This window comes from Glaciecola sp. SC05, from assembly GCF_041380235.1.
Taxonomy (GTDB): Bacteria; Pseudomonadota; Gammaproteobacteria; order Enterobacterales; family Alteromonadaceae; genus Glaciecola.
In genome coordinates this window covers 188,672-204,262 of sequence record NZ_JBGIYY010000003.1, presented here as the reverse complement: position 1 = coordinate 204,262, position 15,591 = coordinate 188,672, and the positions used below count along the sequence as shown (strand labels likewise).

The window sequence follows — 15,591 nt, the reverse complement described above, 5'->3', positions numbered from 1 at the left end:
TCTAATCTCTTTTGGGCATCGGTGATAGACTTTGGACTGTTTGTAAAAATGCCCTTGAGTCGCGCTTAAAGTTGGCTTTGTTTGCCGTATAGCTTGCAAAGACTTCTATATACTCGGTGTCAGCCAACTGAATGATTTCGTGTATTTGCATGCCGGGGTCACCAAAGGATGTGCCTTCACAGACCAGGCTTATTCTCAAATGCAGTGAATCAGGCATGAAGCGTCGGCTTTCTTCGCAGGTCAATTGGTCGAGTGAATCAATAGCGTCATTCACTCGCCATTGTGTAAGCGAAGAGATATTGTCTCTGTCGTTTTGATCAAACACGATTAGGCTAGCGGACGAGTCAAATCCAGTGAATTCCATAAGTCCTTCACCGTTTGAATGTGTACCTATTTCTACCTGATGCCATGAATCACCCGAGAACTGTATTGAAAATCCATATTCTTGATTTTCAATGAGTTGATTAACTTGCAGTTTATCAAGCGATACAAAGAATATAGATAAACCTGCTAGCCAAATCACTATTGCCGTAAATGGGATGAATATAATCGTGACTACCCATTCTGCATTTGACAGCTTTGCATACAGTCTAGTTTTAGGTAGCTTTGATGCTCCGCGAATACGGGTGATGCGCGGAGCAACTAAAAAATAGCTTATCAGCCAAATACCATATAAAACGACTTGCTGAATAGTCGATACACCAGCATATTCAATTGCCACAACGCCAATTGACAATATCCAAACACTGATAAGCCACACTATATCTTGGGTTTTTGACCATGAGTTAAGTTCAAGCTTTTGCTCACACTTTTTAATCGCACCAAGCAACACTGGCAGCGCAAAGAACATGGGTAAGACAAGCACAGGCACGAATATCCATAACCAAGGTCTTAGGCCTTGCTCATGCACTCGGTTAATATCTCGAACGGCTTGATAAAGCCATACAAGTGTAAATAAAGTGAAAGTGATACAGCTCAAAAAGAAATCAATTACTGAAGAACGAGGTGATTTAATGGTGTGTGTTGTACTTGACATCATGCTCCCTTTTACCGCTGTAGCTTGCTTCCTTGTGAGCCATACTAACGAGCGTTTAGGCTCCAGAAAGTACCCAGAACTCGTCTGTTTTGCAAATAAAAAAGATAGATGAGTCTAAATATGCTAACAGTCAGCGTAAAATAACGTCGCTCCAAACAAAATGGTTGCTTAAAGATGTTATATAAACAGTGCTTGTAAGCATAACAAAATGTATGTTTATATTATCATTCGTTCATTCGTTCATTCGTTCATTCGTTCATTCGTTCATTCGTTCATTCGTTCATTCGTTCATTCGTTCATTCGTTCATTCGTTCATTCGTTCATTCGTTCATTCGTTCATTCGTTCATTCGTTCATTCGTTCATTCGTTCATTCGTTCATTCGTTCATTCGTTCATTCGTTCATTCGTTCATTCGTTCATTCGTTCATTCGTTCATTCGTTCATTCGTTCATTCGTTCATTCGTTCATTCGTTCATTCGTTCATTCGTTCATTCGTTCATTCGTTCATTCGTTCATTCGTTCATTCGTTCATTCGTTCATTCGTTCATTCGTTCATTCGTTCATTCGTTCATTCGTTCATTCGTTCATTCGTTCATTCGTTCATTCGTTCATTCGTTCATTCGTTCATTCGTTCATTCGTTCATTCGTTCATTCGTTCATTCGTTCATTCGTTCATTCGTTCATTCGTTCATTCGTTCATTCGTTCATTCGTTCATTCGTTCATTCGTTCATTCGTTCATTCGTTCATTCGTTCATTCGTTCATTCGTTCATTCGTTCATTCGTTCATTCGTTCATTCGTTCATTCGTTCATTCGTTCATTCGTTCATTCGTTCATTCGTTCATTCGTTCATTCGTTCATTCGTTCGATTGCCGTTATTCATTGCGGTTATCGATTTGGTATTTAGGAAGGTATAGGCGTAATGACTAAAAGCCGGTAGCGTCAAAAAAGGTGCATATTTTGTTAAATAATAGAACCCTCGCACAGGATTTTTGGAAATATGGGTATATCCATCTCCCTGGTTTTTTTGACTCTGATCTGATGCGCTTATACAACAACAAAATTCTCTCTCATTTTGGCATGGATCCTCAGTATATTCATTCCGATGCGTTTATTGAGCAGTCCGGCACCGATGTGATCCCTTGGTTTCCGCAAAAAGACGGGGAAACCTGCTTTGACGCTGTAAACAATCACCAAGATTTTGTATCTTTGACTCAAGAAATATTGGGCGATGGCTGGTATGAGCAATATTGCATGGTAATGTTTTCTAAAAAAGATACCCTGGGGCAGGCGTGGCATCAAGACTGTGTCTGTGACAATCCCCAACACTTTAATTTGAATCGTCTGATATATACAATGGATATCTCTGCGGATACAACAGGTGGGCAAATTACTTTGATTCCTGGTTCGCATCTAAGCGGCATTATTCCGAGTCATTCGCAAGCGTTTGACGAGGATGCAGCAATTTCATTAAGTCCCAAGAAAGGAGATTTAGTGATGATGCATGGCCATTGTTATCACAAAGTTGAAAAGGTTATCGGTGAATATCGCGTATCTACCAATTATCGCTCTGCTGCTGCGCAAACACCCGAAAATATCACCGACATCGCGGTATATCGAAATATGATTTATGAATTTTCGACCTCAACCGCATTACGTTACCGCTGATCCCCTCTGCACAGCTATGTATACAGTAGGGCTTACTTATCTCAAGTTAAGACCTATTCATCGTATGTTGCTTGTGACATAAATGTTAATTGTAATAACATTCAACATACGAGTTCGCCGGTAGTCTGACTCAAAATCTAAAATACGTGTTGTTAGGCCACAGCATTCCCCACTTATTTGATAGGACGCTATTTTGTCTAAACTTAAAAAATGTTTATCTAAACCCGTTTCTCTCCTAGTGTTTTGCTTGGCGCCTTTGAGTATGAGTCAGGCAGGCTGGGAAGTGTCCTGGATTGAGCGCTTTGATGGCAACAGTGTCAATATGGACAACTGGACCCCCCAAATTCAAGCCAATTATAATAATGAAATCCAATGTTACACCGATGATGAGACGTCTCCTCAAGCAAACTATGAAGTCTCAAACGGCACCCTAAAAATCACTGCAAGAAGGCAGCAAATTAATTGCCCTGGCCAAGGCCTAGCGCCTCGCCCATGGACTTCAGGACGCTTGAACAGTAAGGACAAGGCTGAGTTTTTGTATGGACGGCTTGAAACAAGGCTGCGTTTTTCAGATCTAAGAGGCGGCACTTGGCCGGCGTTTTGGATGCTCGAAAACCGTATTGCTGAAGATCCGTTTAAAGGCGATAACGACACTATTAACTGGCCAAACCCGGGTGCCGGTGAAATAGACGTTTGGGAATGGTATGGCAATGCCGGTGACAGATATATCACCAATTTTTTCAACACCAACAATTGCGGTGCAGAAGTACGCTATCCTTATCCAGGTGGTTCGCCTGATGTATTGACTTACCAAACCTATGCGGTTGAGTGGACTGCTGACAATATCAAATTTTTCATGAATGACAACATTGTGGCCGAGCACGACTTGTCGAACTGCCCGCAATACGAAGAGCCCATGTTTGTGCTACTAAACGTGGCAATGGGCGGGACACTCGGCGGTAACATCGACCCAACGCTCAACACCGCGACCTTGGAAGTAGAGTACGTTGCACATTGCGTGGCGTCTGATCTAAACGATATGCAGAGATGCAACGAAAGCACGCCTTTAGGCCTAGATGATGACAATGACGGCGTGATTAACAACTTAGACCAATGCCCGAACACGCCGCCTAATTCTCCCGTTAACGCGTCTGGATGCATTTCGTTTTCAGAGCCGCAAACTGCCGCGCCAACACCATCGACCATTGCCGCTGAAGACGTCATATCGATTTTTAGTGATGAATATCAAAATATTGATGATGTAAATCTTAATCCTGATTGGAACCAAGCGACAGAGGTTTCTGTGGTGCAAATAGAGGGCGATAATGTTCTCAAGTATTCGGGTCTTAATTATCAAGGCACCGACTTTGTCGACAACAAACAAGATCTTACGACCATGGAAAATCTCCACTTTGACTATTGGGTGAAGAACGAAACCATCCTAAGAGTTTTCCTTATTAGCCCAGGACCTGAAGAAATTGCGTTTGAATTTACAGCGAACCCGCAGCAATGGCAAAGCATGGTTGTGCCGATGAGCACATTTGAAAGCGTGGTTGACTTAAGTCAAGTCCAGCAGATAAAAATTGAGGGCAATGGCACCGTATTTTTTGATAATATCTTTTTTGCCGCGCCACCGACTCCTCCAGGACCGCCGGTTGTTGAGCCACCGCCGGTTGTTGAGCCACCGCCGGTTGTTAGTCCGCCTGAATCTAGTGGTGGTGGAAGTTTGAGCGTAATGCTACTTGCGGGTTTGCTTGGATTGCTCGGGATAAGACGTAGGGCGTTCTTGCGTGGAATTATTACAAAATAACAAAGAAGTAATTGATGGTTGAGTTTGATAGCAAATGAAACCATCAATTATTGTTGTTCGATTACCTCTTCGAAGCTCTTATCAAATAGCCGAATAGGTTGTTCGTAGATAGTCGGTCGACATATGATTTTTTTTGCTGGCGTTAGGTAACAATGTCGGAACACTATTTTAGTTGTAGGTAAAAAATCGTCCTCGATGTTAGAAAAAGTACCGTCTTCCCAGTATATTGTGGTGTAGCACTTATTTGCATAGCAGATATTTTCATCCGAAACTTCACCCTCTTGAGTAAACGTCGTCGATGCACATGCTGTGCATAAAATTATGACTGTCAAATAAAAAACACTATAACCTTTCGGATTTATCATCTAGTTTGGCTATACCCAATGAGACTGTGTCTGGTAGTATAGCAAAAAACACAAGCAGTGCCGCTGTCTGTTGGCGCAAAGCCATTTATAAAAGAGTAAACAAAATGAATAAAAAATCTGTCTTATTATTAGTGATTGTATTTGTGTTGAGTGCGTGCGCATCTCAACCTAAAGTGTTTACCGACTTTGATCCTGAGCAAGACTTTTCTGCCTACAGTACGTTTAGCTGGGTATCAGATAAACCTATGATGGTGCAAAGCGAGTACGTCATCAGTCCATTGGTTGAACAGCGCGTTATGGATGCAGTTAAGGCCGCTATGGAACAAAAAGGCTACGTGTTCGTAGAAGACTTAGCACAAGCTGACATGCATGTTTCATTTACCATTGGCGCAAGAGACAAAATGAGAGTCACCCAAGAACCGGCTCTGATGATGAACGCAGGCTGGACATGGGGACGTCAATATTGGGGTCTTAACGCTCCCTTGTACACCGAATCGACGCGGATATACTCACAAGGAACCTTGGCGATAGATGTTTTAGATGCAGAGCGTAATGCTCCTGTGTGGCATGGTGTTTCGTCGAAAACGCTGTCTTCGGCAGAGAAAACTGCATCGGTGGAATTCGTGAATGGCGCCGTTAGTGTAACCCTAGCAAGTTTTCCAACTAAGCAATAGAAAGCGAGTAAGACGGATACACATAATAATAGATAGAGAAAAAGTGACAGGCTGCGCCCGCAGCCACGCACACGTGCCACAGAGCATGGGAGTAATGCCGGTTTTTCATTAAATATAATGGAATGCCGGCGCTGTAGCAGAGCCCTCCAGCAAACAGCAATACAAAGCCCTGAGTTGGCAATGCTTGATAGATTGGATAGATGAAAAAGAGTGCCATCCATCCCATAATGGCATAAGTAATAATGCTAATTTTGGGATACTTGTGACCCAGCAGCATTTTAAACAAGATCCCAGCAATTGCTATTGCCCATATCACCGCTAAACCTATGTTGCCGACTTGCCCCTTTACCGATAGTGCCATGAATGGTGTATATGTGCCTGCGATTAGCAAATAAATAGCTATGTGGTCTATTTTACGCAGCCATGCACGGCGAATCGAGTTGACTGTGCTGTGATATATCGAAGATGATAAAAACATGGCTAACAAACTTATTCCATAAACCCAGGCAGTGACGAGTGCGATCGTATTCTCTGCTGACCTAATTAGCAGAACTAAGCCAATAGCAGCGAGCACGGCACCAATGGCATGGGTAAGGGTGTTCATCCACTCTTCGCTTCGAGAGTAGCTGCTGTGGTCCATTGTATTGGATTTGTGGGGTAACATAGCACTGCCTGCGGTTAAAGCCGCTAATGTAACTTTTCAGCGTACACATGTACACTGAAAAGTGCCAGTTTCTGTTAATTACATATGCAATCTTTATATTGTGTGTTGCAAATATTAACGTTTATCGTCATCAATACTTTAACCTTACGGCTGGCGTAATACGCTTGTGGATGATTTGGTGATAATTACCGCTTTAAAGCAACAACAAAGTACCTAATCCTAAAAACGCCACAAAACCTACAATATCAGTGACGGTAGTCAAAATTACCGACCCTGCCAATGCGGGGTCAATTTTTAATTTGTTGAGTAAAATAGGTAGCGATACGCCGGCAATTGCGGCAACGATAATATTGAGTAAAATAGCTAAAGCAATGACCAAGCCAAGCATTGGGTCTGAAAACCAAAAGTACGCCACAATGCCAATCACCATTGCCCAGACTACGCCGTTTACGCCCCCAACCCTGAGCTCTTTTTCTAGCAATGCTCTGCGGTTTGCGCCCGTCACTTGGCCAAGGGCAAGACCGCGCACAATCAGGGTGAGGGTTTGACTTCCAGCGATCCCTCCCATGCTGGCAACTACCGGCATCAATACAGCTAGGGCTACGACCTGTTGTAATGTCGCTTCAAATAGTCCAATAAACCATGAAGCGACAAAGGCGGTGACAAGGTTGATGCCCAACCATACCGCTCTGTTTTTAGCGCTTTTACGCACTGGCGAAAACAAATCTTCTTCTTCGTCCATACCGGCGCTTGCCATGACTTGGCGCTCATAAAACTCATTGACCAACTCGCTCGCTACAAACATGTCGACCCTTCCTAAAAACCGGTTGTTGTCGTCGATGACGGGAAGTGAGGCAAAGCCAGATTTTTGCACGCTACGGGCGGCTATTGTGCAGTCTTCTTCGGCCTTGATAACGTCGATTTCTTCTTCACTTAAATCGACCAGAGGTAAATGCTCTGGAGCGCCAAATACTTTGGTTAATTTGACAGCTTCTGAAAACTGGCCTGCGCGATTGAGCAAAAAGATACAGTCGGTGTATTCAGGAACGTCTCGGCGAATCAGCCTTAGCGCATCTCGCACTTTTGCATTTAGTGGTAGTACCAAAACATCGTGACTTAACCAATGTCCAATTTGTGAATCGGTATATTGACTTGCATCTTTAAAATATTGGCGCTGCTGCTTATCCATCGCTGCATATGCGCGATCAACAAGTTTGTTGGGCAAAGTATCGGACAGTTCAAGCAGTTGCTCCGCGTCAACATCTGAAAATAATGCCTCCCATTCTTCTGAGTCAATTTCATCGATGAGCGGTTCACGAGCATCGGCTCGCATTTCTACTAGCACATCTAGTTTTTTATTGCGTGGGATATCCCGCCATACATTGATACGTTGCTCGTATGGAATAGACTCGAGCAATAAAGCAATATCATCTTCATCTTTGCTGATGATGATGTTGGTGATCGCGTCAACGGTCTCTTGATCGGGCGCGGAAACAATTTCATCAATAAGATCTGGTAGTTGTTCAGACATGCTTATTTCCTTTTTTCCCATTCATTGTGCGTTATTTCGCTTTGACCACATCATTTGGACCGCTTGCTTGATCGTGGCTATGTATAGTGAGCGAGCCATCTAAGTGTATATCGCGCTGTGGAAAAGAGATCACAATGCCATTTTCTTCAAATAAAGCATCAATTCTAAATCTGACGTTGCTGCGAATAATGCGTAAGTCGATACCCGCCGTTGCATTCACCCAAAAATACACTTCGAACACCAAAGCACTGTCGGCAAAATCATCAAATATTACCAAAGGAGCAGGATCGCTCATGATATTTGCTTGTTCTTTTGCAGCTTGCTCCACTAGGTCTGAAACTTGACGTGCCGAAGAGCCATAAGCAACACCTACTCTAACAGAGGTGCGCATAACATTGTCAACTAAGGTCCAATTAACCACCGTATTTTCTAAAAGTTTACTATTTGGAATGAGCATGTGCACGCCGTCAATTCGGCGAATGCGCGTAGAGCGGGTGTTAATCGCCTCTACTTTACCTTTAGCTATGTTGTCTATTTCCAAAAAGTCGTCAATGCGTATAGGACGTTCCCACATTAAAATCCAACCGCTTATAAAATTATTGATAATATTTTGTGCACCAAAGCCCACACCAATTGCAATAGCGCCAGACACAAATGCAAATGCGGTAAGTGGCACGTTGATAAGTTCGAGGGTGGTAATAAATAAGATGATAAGAGCAACGACGTTGTAGACCCGTTTGAACAAGTGGGCAACATCAGGCTCTACGTGACTGGCCATTAAACGCTTAAAAATAAATCGTCCCAACCATCGTATCAAGAAAATGCTGACGACAAGATAGGTAGGAACAATCAACACTTCGCCAACGGTCACTTCATAATCGCCGTAAGAAAATAATATAAAATTAAGTATTGAATGTACTTGTTCAATTACGACGTCTAATTGGGCTTTCATAGAAGGCTATTACTCCAGTTCAGGACTTTGATTTGAGGATTATAAAATGAATCACAACCCTGAGCATTCATAATAGCCGAAATAAAAGTGAATGCTAATGAAAGAATTTGTTTATCTATTCACAAATATCGGGTAAAAAGCATCCACATTATTATTTAACGGTTCGTCATTAAGAAATGCAGCATCACAATTCGAGCTTTAGCGCTTATTCGCTATATATACTTGCCTTTGTTATGGTTGTTAGCTGTGGAGAAATTTACCTAGACGAAGGTACTCCAATTATCAAAAATCAAGGGCTTATATTATGAAAATCGCAATACTATCGAGAAACAAAAATCTCTATTCTACAAAACGCCTTAAAGAAGCCGGAGAGGCGCGAGGACACGAAGTAGATATCATCGATACATTGCACTGTTATATGGACATAACAAGCGCAAAACCGGTTGTCAGATTCAAAGGGCAATCTTTGCCCGAGTATGATGCGGTTATTCCAAGAATAGGTGCATCGGTAACGTTTTACGGCACTGCAGTGGTTAGACAGTTTGAAATGACAGGCTCTTTTAGCGTCAACGAATCAGTTGCCATCTCTCGCTCTCGAGATAAATTACGCTCATTGCAATTATTGTCACGAAAGGGTATTGGTCTGCCTCGCACGGGTTTTGCGCATAGCCCTGACAATATCAAAGATTTGATTAAAAATGTAGGTGGCGCGCCGCTAGTGATTAAACTACTGGAAGGAACTCAGGGCGTGGGCGTAGTCTTGGCCGAAACCTCTAAAGCGGCTGAAAGTGTTATTGAGGCCTTTATGGGTATCAATACAAACATACTCGTTCAAGAGTTTATTAAAGAGGCGGGTGGTGCTGATATCCGCTGTTTAGTGGTTGGTGGTAAAGTAGTAGCGGCCATGAAAAGACAAGGGCAAGAAGGCGAGTTTCGCTCCAATCTGCATCGCGGCGGGTCAGCTCAAGTTGTAAAAATTTCGGCAGCCGAAAGGTCTACTGCAGTGGCAGCAGCAAAAGCGATGGGGCTGAATGTGTGCGGCGTCGATTTGCTTCGCTCACACCGTGGCCCGGTTGTTATGGAAGTAAACTCTTCGCCCGGTCTTGAAGGTATCGAAAATGCAACAGGAAAAGACGTTGCCAGCATGATATTCCAGTTTATTGAAAGTCATACGCGCCCACATAATACGCGCACAAAGGGTAAAGGATAATCCATGAAAGGCAGTTCAAATAATCTGCTGACTATCGGCGATACGGTAATAAAACCAGGTAGTCGTGTAAAGCTTCAGCTACCCGTTGCTAATTTGTATACCGATACTGAAGTGTCTATTCCGGTCGAGGTTATTCGCTCAAAAAAGCCAGGCCCAACGGTGTTTATCAGTGCCGCGATTCATGGGGATGAGTTAAACGGCATCGAAATTATCCGCAGATTGATGACTATGAAGTCTTTTAGGTTGACCAGCGGTACGCTGATTGCCGTGCCCATTGTTAATGTTTACGGCATGCTCAACCAATCTCGATACATGCCCGATCGCAGGGATTTAAATCGCTGTTTTCCGGGCTCTCCCAAAGGCTCTCTTGCGGGGCGTTTGGCGCACCTGTTTTTACAAGAGATTGTTAGTAAATGTGATTATGGTATTGATTTGCACACGGGTGCTATCCATCGCAGTAACTTTCCCCAAGTTAGGGCAAACTTAAAAGATCCTGAAACCGAAGCCATGGCAAGAATATTTGGTGTGCCGGTACTGCTTAACTCAAGCCTGCGTGATGGTTCTCTGCGAGAGGCCGCATCAGAGCATGGTGTAAAGGTTTTACTGTATGAAGCAGGCCAAGCGCTTAGGTTCGATGAGTTATCGATTAGAGCAGGTCTTAAGGGAATATTAAACGTGCTGGGGCACTTGGGTGTAATTCGTAAACGTATTTCTAAAACCAAGGCTGTTGAGCCCTTTGTAGCAAACTACTCAAGTTGGATTAGAGCTTCGAGCAGTGGTATTGTTCGCGATGTGAAAATGCTTGGAGACCACGTGAAACAAGGTGAAATACTCGCTGAAATCTGCAGCCCGACAGGTTTATTTGTAGAAAAGCTCAGAGCGCCTCGAGCTGGTGTAATTATAGGCAAGCAAAACATTCCGTTAGTGCAAGAGGGTGACGCGATGTACCATATCGCTAATTTCGAAGCGCCTGATGAAGTGGCTGACCATATTGAGCAGCTTCAAGAAAATATGGTACCTGACGCTGACAGAGGCGAGAGTGATAATTAATGACAAATGATCCCCTAAATGATTTGAAAGATCGAACGCTGGTCGGTGTGGTTGAAAGTATTGATTTACCTAAGCTAGGTTTAAGTGCGATTAATACTCGAATAGATACTGGCGCACAAACCTCGGCGCTGCATGTTGATCATATCGTCGTCCACAAAAAAGAAAAGCGAGTGAGCTTTGAGTTTCACCCTGATTTTCACGATATTGAAAAAACTATTCGCTGCAATACACCAATCCACGATAGGCGCTGGATCAAATCATCAAATGGGGAACGTGAAAGGCGGTATGTGATTAAAACTCAGGCTTTAATGGGCGGTATCCCATGGGATATCGAGTTAACCCTAACAGATCGCTCGTCAATGACGCATCTCATGTTGCTGGGGCGCGAAGCCCTTAGCGGTATGTTCATCGTCGATCCGGGAGCGGACTTTTTGGCCTCGCTCCCGTCTTCATAATCGGATGATTATTTAACTTCTTCACCCATGGCTTGTTTGTCAGCATGGTAACTAGAGCGAACCATTGGCCCACAGGCCGCTTGGCTAAACCCTATACTCTTAGCGAACTCGCCTAAAGCATCAAACTCGACCGGTGGAACATAGCGTTTTACCGGATAGTGATGTCGACTTGGCTGTAGGTACTGACCTAAAGTAAGCATGTCAACGTTGTGAGCACGCAAATCTTCGAGTACTAGTTTCATTTCATCGTTTTCTTCGCCCATGCCCATCATTAAGCCAGACTTAGTAGGGATTTGGGGGTGTTGTTCTTTAAATTTGCGAAGTAACTCAAGCGACCATTTATAGTTCGCGCCCGGACGACACTCACGATAAAGTCGAGGAATGGTTTCTAAGTTGTGATTAAATACATCAGGCACGCCGTTTTGGAAAATTTCAAGGGCTCTGTCCATTCGCCCTCTAAAATCAGGCACTAACACTTCGATAGTGGTTTTTGGGCTGTGCTCACGGATGGCGTTGATGCAGTCAACAAAATGTTGGGCGCCGCCATCTCGTAAATCATCTCGATCAACTGAGGTTATAACTACGTAATTGAGTCCCATTTCAGCAATGGTTTTTGCGAGTTTTTCTGGTTCTTCAGCACTTGGAGGAAGCGGCTTACCGTGGCCAACATCGCAGAACGGGCAGCGACGGGTGCATATATCACCTAAAATCATGAAGGTAGCCGTTCCGTGATTAAAGCATTCTGCCAAGTTAGGGCAACTGGCTTCTTCACATACCGAATGCAAATTGTTTTTGCGCAAAGTACTTTTGATATGGTCAATGCGATCGGTAGTGCGTGGAAGTTTGATTTTTATCCATTCTGGCTTGCGCAGCATTTCTGATTTTTCGGTCGGAACAATGGTGATCGGGATATGCTTAACTTTATCCTCATCCCTTAGTTTTACGCCTGCTTGTGCTCGTGAATTACTCATTAAAGCCTTCTTTAAAAACAAGTTGATTGATACCCAAGGCATCACAAAAATAATTAACTACCGCGTTTTGTGCCTCATCCATAGATTGAGGCCCTGCGATAGATGTGCAATCTATCATTTCAAGCCCTGCATAGCCACATGGATTAATTCGTTGGAATGGCGACAAGTCCATGTCGACATTAAACGCTAAGCCATGAAAAGATGCCCCTTTGCGAATTCTTAAACCGACCGAGCAAATTTTCTTTTCGCCTACGTACACCCCAGGTGCATCTTTTTTTGGATAGGCGAGGGTGCCATAGTCTTTCAATGTTGCCACGATAGAGCTTTCAAGGGCAGAAACCAAATCTCTTACCCCCCATTTGGCACGCCGAATGTCCAACAAAATGTACATCATGAGTTGACCCGGACCATGATAAGTAACTTGGCCTCCGCGGTCGACTTCAACTACCGGAATGTCGTCTGGGTTGAGAATATGCTCGGCTTTTCCAGCTTGGCCCTGAGTAAAAACCGGTGCGTGTTCAGTCAACCAAATTTCATCCGCTGTTTCGGGTGTTCTAGTATCGGTAAATCGCTGCATTCGTTGCCATATTGGCAAATAGTCCTGCTGCCCAAGCTTACGAATAATTGTTTCACGCTTGGTATTTAATTGCTGCTCAGTTAGCGCATGTTTGTCAGCGAGAACATGGTTGTCGTTCAAGCTTACAGTACCACCCTAACAATCTCTATCTGTGCCAGCTCTGTGTATATGGTTTCCATATGTTCTTTACTGGTGACTCTAACGCCAATCGATACAGCGTGATACTTACCTTTGCTACTGGGTTTTACGCTGGGCGCATAGTCTCCGGGCGCATGCTCTTGCAAACATGCGACGATTTGCTCAGGAAGCGTCGGGTCTGCTAAGCCCATTACTTTAAACGTCTGCATGCACGGGAAATCTAGCAGTTGGTCAAAATGCGTATCCATTATTCTTCTAGGCCTATTTTCAAACTGATCCAGTCCATAGCACGGTCAAATATTCCGCCTTCTTGAACTTCTTCAAGCGTTACGAGTGGATAAGTCGCAATGGTTTCGTCTTCGAGTTTTAGACTCAAAGTGCCTACTTCTATGCCTTTTGCAATTGGCGCTTGTAACTTTTGACTAAGCTCAAAGTGCGCTTTCAACTGTGCAGCCTGTCCTCTTGGAATAGTAATCGGGGTGTCGACATTTATTCCTAGCTCAACAGTGTCTTTGTCACCCATAAAAATACGGTGCGCCACAAAGCTCTGTCCTGCTTGGTATGGCGTTACAGACTCGAAAAATCGAAAGCCATAACGAAGCAGTTTTTTGTTTTCTGATTTGCGCGAGCGTTCACTATCAGTGCCCATCACTACCGATACCAAACGCATATCGCCTTGAGTAGCTGAGGTTATTAAGCTGTAGCCTGAATCTGAAGTATGCCCAGTCTTTATGCCGTCTACGTTTAGACTTTTATCCCAAAGTAAGCTGTTGCGATTAAATTGCTTGATGCCGTTATAGGTGTATTCACGTTGACTGTAGGTTTTGTATACTTCTGGCACTTCGGCTATTAAGGCTGAAGATAGCAACGCCATATCACGCGGTGAGGTGTAATGGTCAGGATCATGCAAGCCGTGACTATTGACGAAGTTGGTGTTGGTCATGCCAAGATTTTGGGCATGGGCGTTCATCATACTTGCGAAGGCTGATTCTGAGCCAGCAACATGTTCAGATATTGCCACGCAGGCATCATTACCTGACTGCACCATAATACCCTGCATGAGTTCTCTAACCGTCACTTTTGTGCCGACTTCAATAAACATTTTAGACGAATCAGGGAAGTTCTTCGCCCAAGCGTTTTCCGATACGGTAACTTCGTCATCCATACTGATGTTGCCGGCTTGAAGTTCTTTACCAACCACATACACCGTCATTATTTTGGTTAAACTTGCTGGTGCTAGGCGCTGATCAATATTCTTTTCGGCGATAATGTGGCCCGTCTGGTGGTCCATTAATAAGAAACCACCCGCGGCTACTTGGGGCGGCGGTGGAATAACCACTGCCGCTTGGGCTAGCGTTAGCATCAGTAGGGTAGAAAATAGGGTGATTAAGCGCATGTCGTTTGGGCTACCTTTTTTAATCAGCTTTTGTATGGTTTCGAGTTGGCAAATGTTATCTCATTGCGATGGTTAACAACAGTGTTTTACCGCTAATATTGGCCTTTATCGTTATTGTGGATTGAATTCAACTCGAAAGGCATTATCAAATCCAATCTTACTTAAGTCTTGGATAAGCTTTTCTGCTTTTTGTTCATTTTCCATTGGTCCTAAATGCAAACGATAAACATTATTCAGTTTTGGAATACTGTTAGGGACCTGCAATAAATTAGATAGACCCGTTGCAAGCTCCTTTACTTTAGTGCCATTTGAGCTTGCGGTTACTTGCACGAAAAGCAATATATCTTGCAAGGAGTCACCATCGAGCAACAATCCGCTTTGTTGCTCACTACGAATATCAGTGGTACTTTTTTGACTTTCGATATTGCTTGTGGCGACAGATGTCTCTAATTGCGCAAGATTGTCGCTAGTGATGGAATTGGGTTGCTTACTTGCCAGCAGTGTTTCAGAACTTTGTTTGCTGCCGATACTCACCAAGCCTGATTCTGACACGTGAATTACCTCAACTTTTACTTTTGTAACCCCTTTCCCGTGAAAGCCTAGCTTTTTGGCAGCGCCATACGACAAATCTAAAATACGGTCGTCATGAAAAGGTCCACGGTCATTAACCCTCACCGTGATGGTTTTATTATTTTCTAAATTGGTCACTCTTGCAAACGATGGCAGTGGAAGAGTCTTGTGTGCCGCGGTAAGTGCAAACATGTCAAAAACTTCGCCATTCGCTGTTTTATGCCCATGAAACTTTTGTCCATACCATGAGGAATAGCCAATTTCTTCATAGCCCTTGCCATCGAGCATAGGTGTATAGAAACCGCCAAGCACCTCATAGGGGCGGCTTGTCCAGACGCTATAAGGTTCGAACCTTGGAACCGGCTCTATATATGAAATTTCGCCGTATTCAAATTTAGGTGCAGAGTCTTGTTTAATAGCATAGCGGCTACTTGGCGCGGTTGAGCACGCTTGAATAACCAGTAACCAGACGCCGATAAATAGCAATTTTTTTTGCGAAACCCTAAACATATGCTTCCTGCAACC

Annotated in this window: 15 protein-coding genes; 6 read left to right on the top strand and 9 right to left on the bottom strand. The window is 43.7% G+C overall.

Annotated features, from left to right (window positions below; translation table 11 throughout):
• Position 1 precedes the first annotated feature (1 nt).
• Positions 2 to 1,036 carry a hypothetical protein gene (locus AB9H30_RS04175; protein ID WP_371193385.1) on the bottom strand — a complete coding sequence of 345 codons (1,035 nt, stop codon included), beginning with the start codon at positions 1,034 to 1,036 and terminating at the stop codon, positions 2 to 4.
• Between the two features lie 959 nt (positions 1,037 to 1,995).
• On the opposite strand from AB9H30_RS04175, the gene AB9H30_RS04170 reads away from it, so the two are divergent.
• From AB9H30_RS04170 to AB9H30_RS04160, 3 genes are all read left to right on the top strand, one after another.
• Positions 1,996 to 2,703 carry a phytanoyl-CoA dioxygenase family protein gene (locus AB9H30_RS04170; RefSeq protein WP_371193384.1) on the top strand — a complete coding sequence of 236 codons (708 nt, stop codon included), beginning with the start codon at positions 1,996 to 1,998 and terminating at the stop codon, positions 2,701 to 2,703.
• 193 nt (positions 2,704 to 2,896) lie between these two features.
• Positions 2,897 to 4,513, top strand: coding sequence for a family 16 glycosylhydrolase (locus AB9H30_RS04165; protein ID WP_371193383.1), 1,617 nt, complete (start codon positions 2,897 to 2,899; stop codon positions 4,511 to 4,513).
• A 469-nt stretch (positions 4,514 to 4,982) separates the two neighbouring features.
• Entirely contained in the window at positions 4,983 to 5,552 is a 570-nt protein-coding gene (locus AB9H30_RS04160) for a DUF4136 domain-containing protein (protein ID WP_371193382.1), read from the top strand.
• Here the strand turns inward: AB9H30_RS04160 and AB9H30_RS04155 are convergent.
• From AB9H30_RS04155 to AB9H30_RS04145, 3 genes are all read right to left on the bottom strand, one after another.
• Positions 5,542 to 6,216, bottom strand: a complete 675-nt coding sequence (locus AB9H30_RS04155; RefSeq protein ID WP_371193381.1) for a hemolysin III family protein — start codon at positions 6,214 to 6,216, stop codon at positions 5,542 to 5,544. The genes AB9H30_RS04160 and AB9H30_RS04155 overlap by 11 nt on opposite strands.
• Positions 6,217 to 6,409: 193 nt before the next feature.
• Positions 6,410 to 7,747 (bottom strand): magnesium transporter, encoded by a 1,338-nt coding sequence (locus tag AB9H30_RS04150; protein ID WP_371193380.1) that lies wholly within the window; start codon positions 7,745 to 7,747, stop codon positions 6,410 to 6,412.
• 31 nt (positions 7,748 to 7,778) lie between these two features.
• Complete coding sequence (locus tag AB9H30_RS04145; RefSeq protein ID WP_371193379.1) at positions 7,779 to 8,699, bottom strand: mechanosensitive ion channel family protein; 921 nt, start codon at positions 8,697 to 8,699, stop codon at positions 7,779 to 7,781.
• Between the two features lie 304 nt (positions 8,700 to 9,003).
• Between AB9H30_RS04145 and rimK the strand changes: the two genes are divergently transcribed.
• Genes rimK through AB9H30_RS04130 form a run of 3 tightly spaced genes read left to right on the top strand, consistent with a single transcriptional unit; the run spans position 9,004 to position 11,414 of the window.
• Positions 9,004 to 9,909 carry a 30S ribosomal protein S6--L-glutamate ligase gene (gene rimK, locus AB9H30_RS04140; RefSeq protein ID WP_371193378.1) on the top strand — a complete coding sequence of 302 codons (906 nt, stop codon included), beginning with the start codon at positions 9,004 to 9,006 and terminating at the stop codon, positions 9,907 to 9,909.
• A gap of 3 nt (positions 9,910 to 9,912) precedes the next feature.
• Complete coding sequence (locus AB9H30_RS04135; RefSeq protein WP_371193377.1) at positions 9,913 to 10,959, top strand: succinylglutamate desuccinylase/aspartoacylase family protein; 1,047 nt, start codon at positions 9,913 to 9,915, stop codon at positions 10,957 to 10,959.
• Positions 10,959 to 11,414: an ATP-dependent zinc protease gene (locus AB9H30_RS04130; RefSeq protein ID WP_371193376.1), complete on the top strand. Its 456-nt coding sequence runs from the start codon at positions 10,959 to 10,961 to the stop codon at positions 11,412 to 11,414. Before AB9H30_RS04135 ends, AB9H30_RS04130 begins: the two co-directional genes overlap by 1 nt.
• A gap of 8 nt (positions 11,415 to 11,422) precedes the next feature.
• On the opposite strand, the gene lipA is transcribed toward AB9H30_RS04130, so the two are convergent.
• The 5 genes from lipA to AB9H30_RS04105 all read right to left on the bottom strand — a co-directional run bounded on the left by lipA (position 11,423) and on the right by AB9H30_RS04105 (position 15,576).
• Positions 11,423 to 12,385 (bottom strand): lipoyl synthase, encoded by a 963-nt coding sequence (gene lipA / locus AB9H30_RS04125; protein ID WP_371193375.1) that lies wholly within the window; start codon positions 12,383 to 12,385, stop codon positions 11,423 to 11,425.
• Positions 12,378 to 12,962: a lipoyl(octanoyl) transferase LipB gene (lipB, locus tag AB9H30_RS04120; RefSeq protein WP_371193481.1), complete on the bottom strand. Its 585-nt coding sequence runs from the start codon at positions 12,960 to 12,962 to the stop codon at positions 12,378 to 12,380. The genes lipA and lipB overlap by 8 nt, the downstream gene beginning before the upstream one ends.
• A 122-nt stretch (positions 12,963 to 13,084) precedes the next feature.
• Positions 13,085 to 13,351 (bottom strand): DUF493 family protein YbeD, encoded by a 267-nt coding sequence (gene ybeD / locus AB9H30_RS04115; protein ID WP_371193480.1) that lies wholly within the window; start codon positions 13,349 to 13,351, stop codon positions 13,085 to 13,087.
• Positions 13,348 to 14,496 (bottom strand): D-alanyl-D-alanine carboxypeptidase family protein, encoded by a 1,149-nt coding sequence (locus AB9H30_RS04110; RefSeq protein WP_371193374.1) that lies wholly within the window; start codon positions 14,494 to 14,496, stop codon positions 13,348 to 13,350. The genes ybeD and AB9H30_RS04110 overlap by 4 nt, the downstream gene beginning before the upstream one ends.
• A gap of 111 nt (positions 14,497 to 14,607) precedes the next feature.
• Complete coding sequence (locus tag AB9H30_RS04105) at positions 14,608 to 15,576, bottom strand: septal ring lytic transglycosylase RlpA family protein (protein ID WP_371193373.1); 969 nt, start codon at positions 15,574 to 15,576, stop codon at positions 14,608 to 14,610.
• Between the last annotated feature and the right edge of the window lie 15 nt (positions 15,577 to 15,591).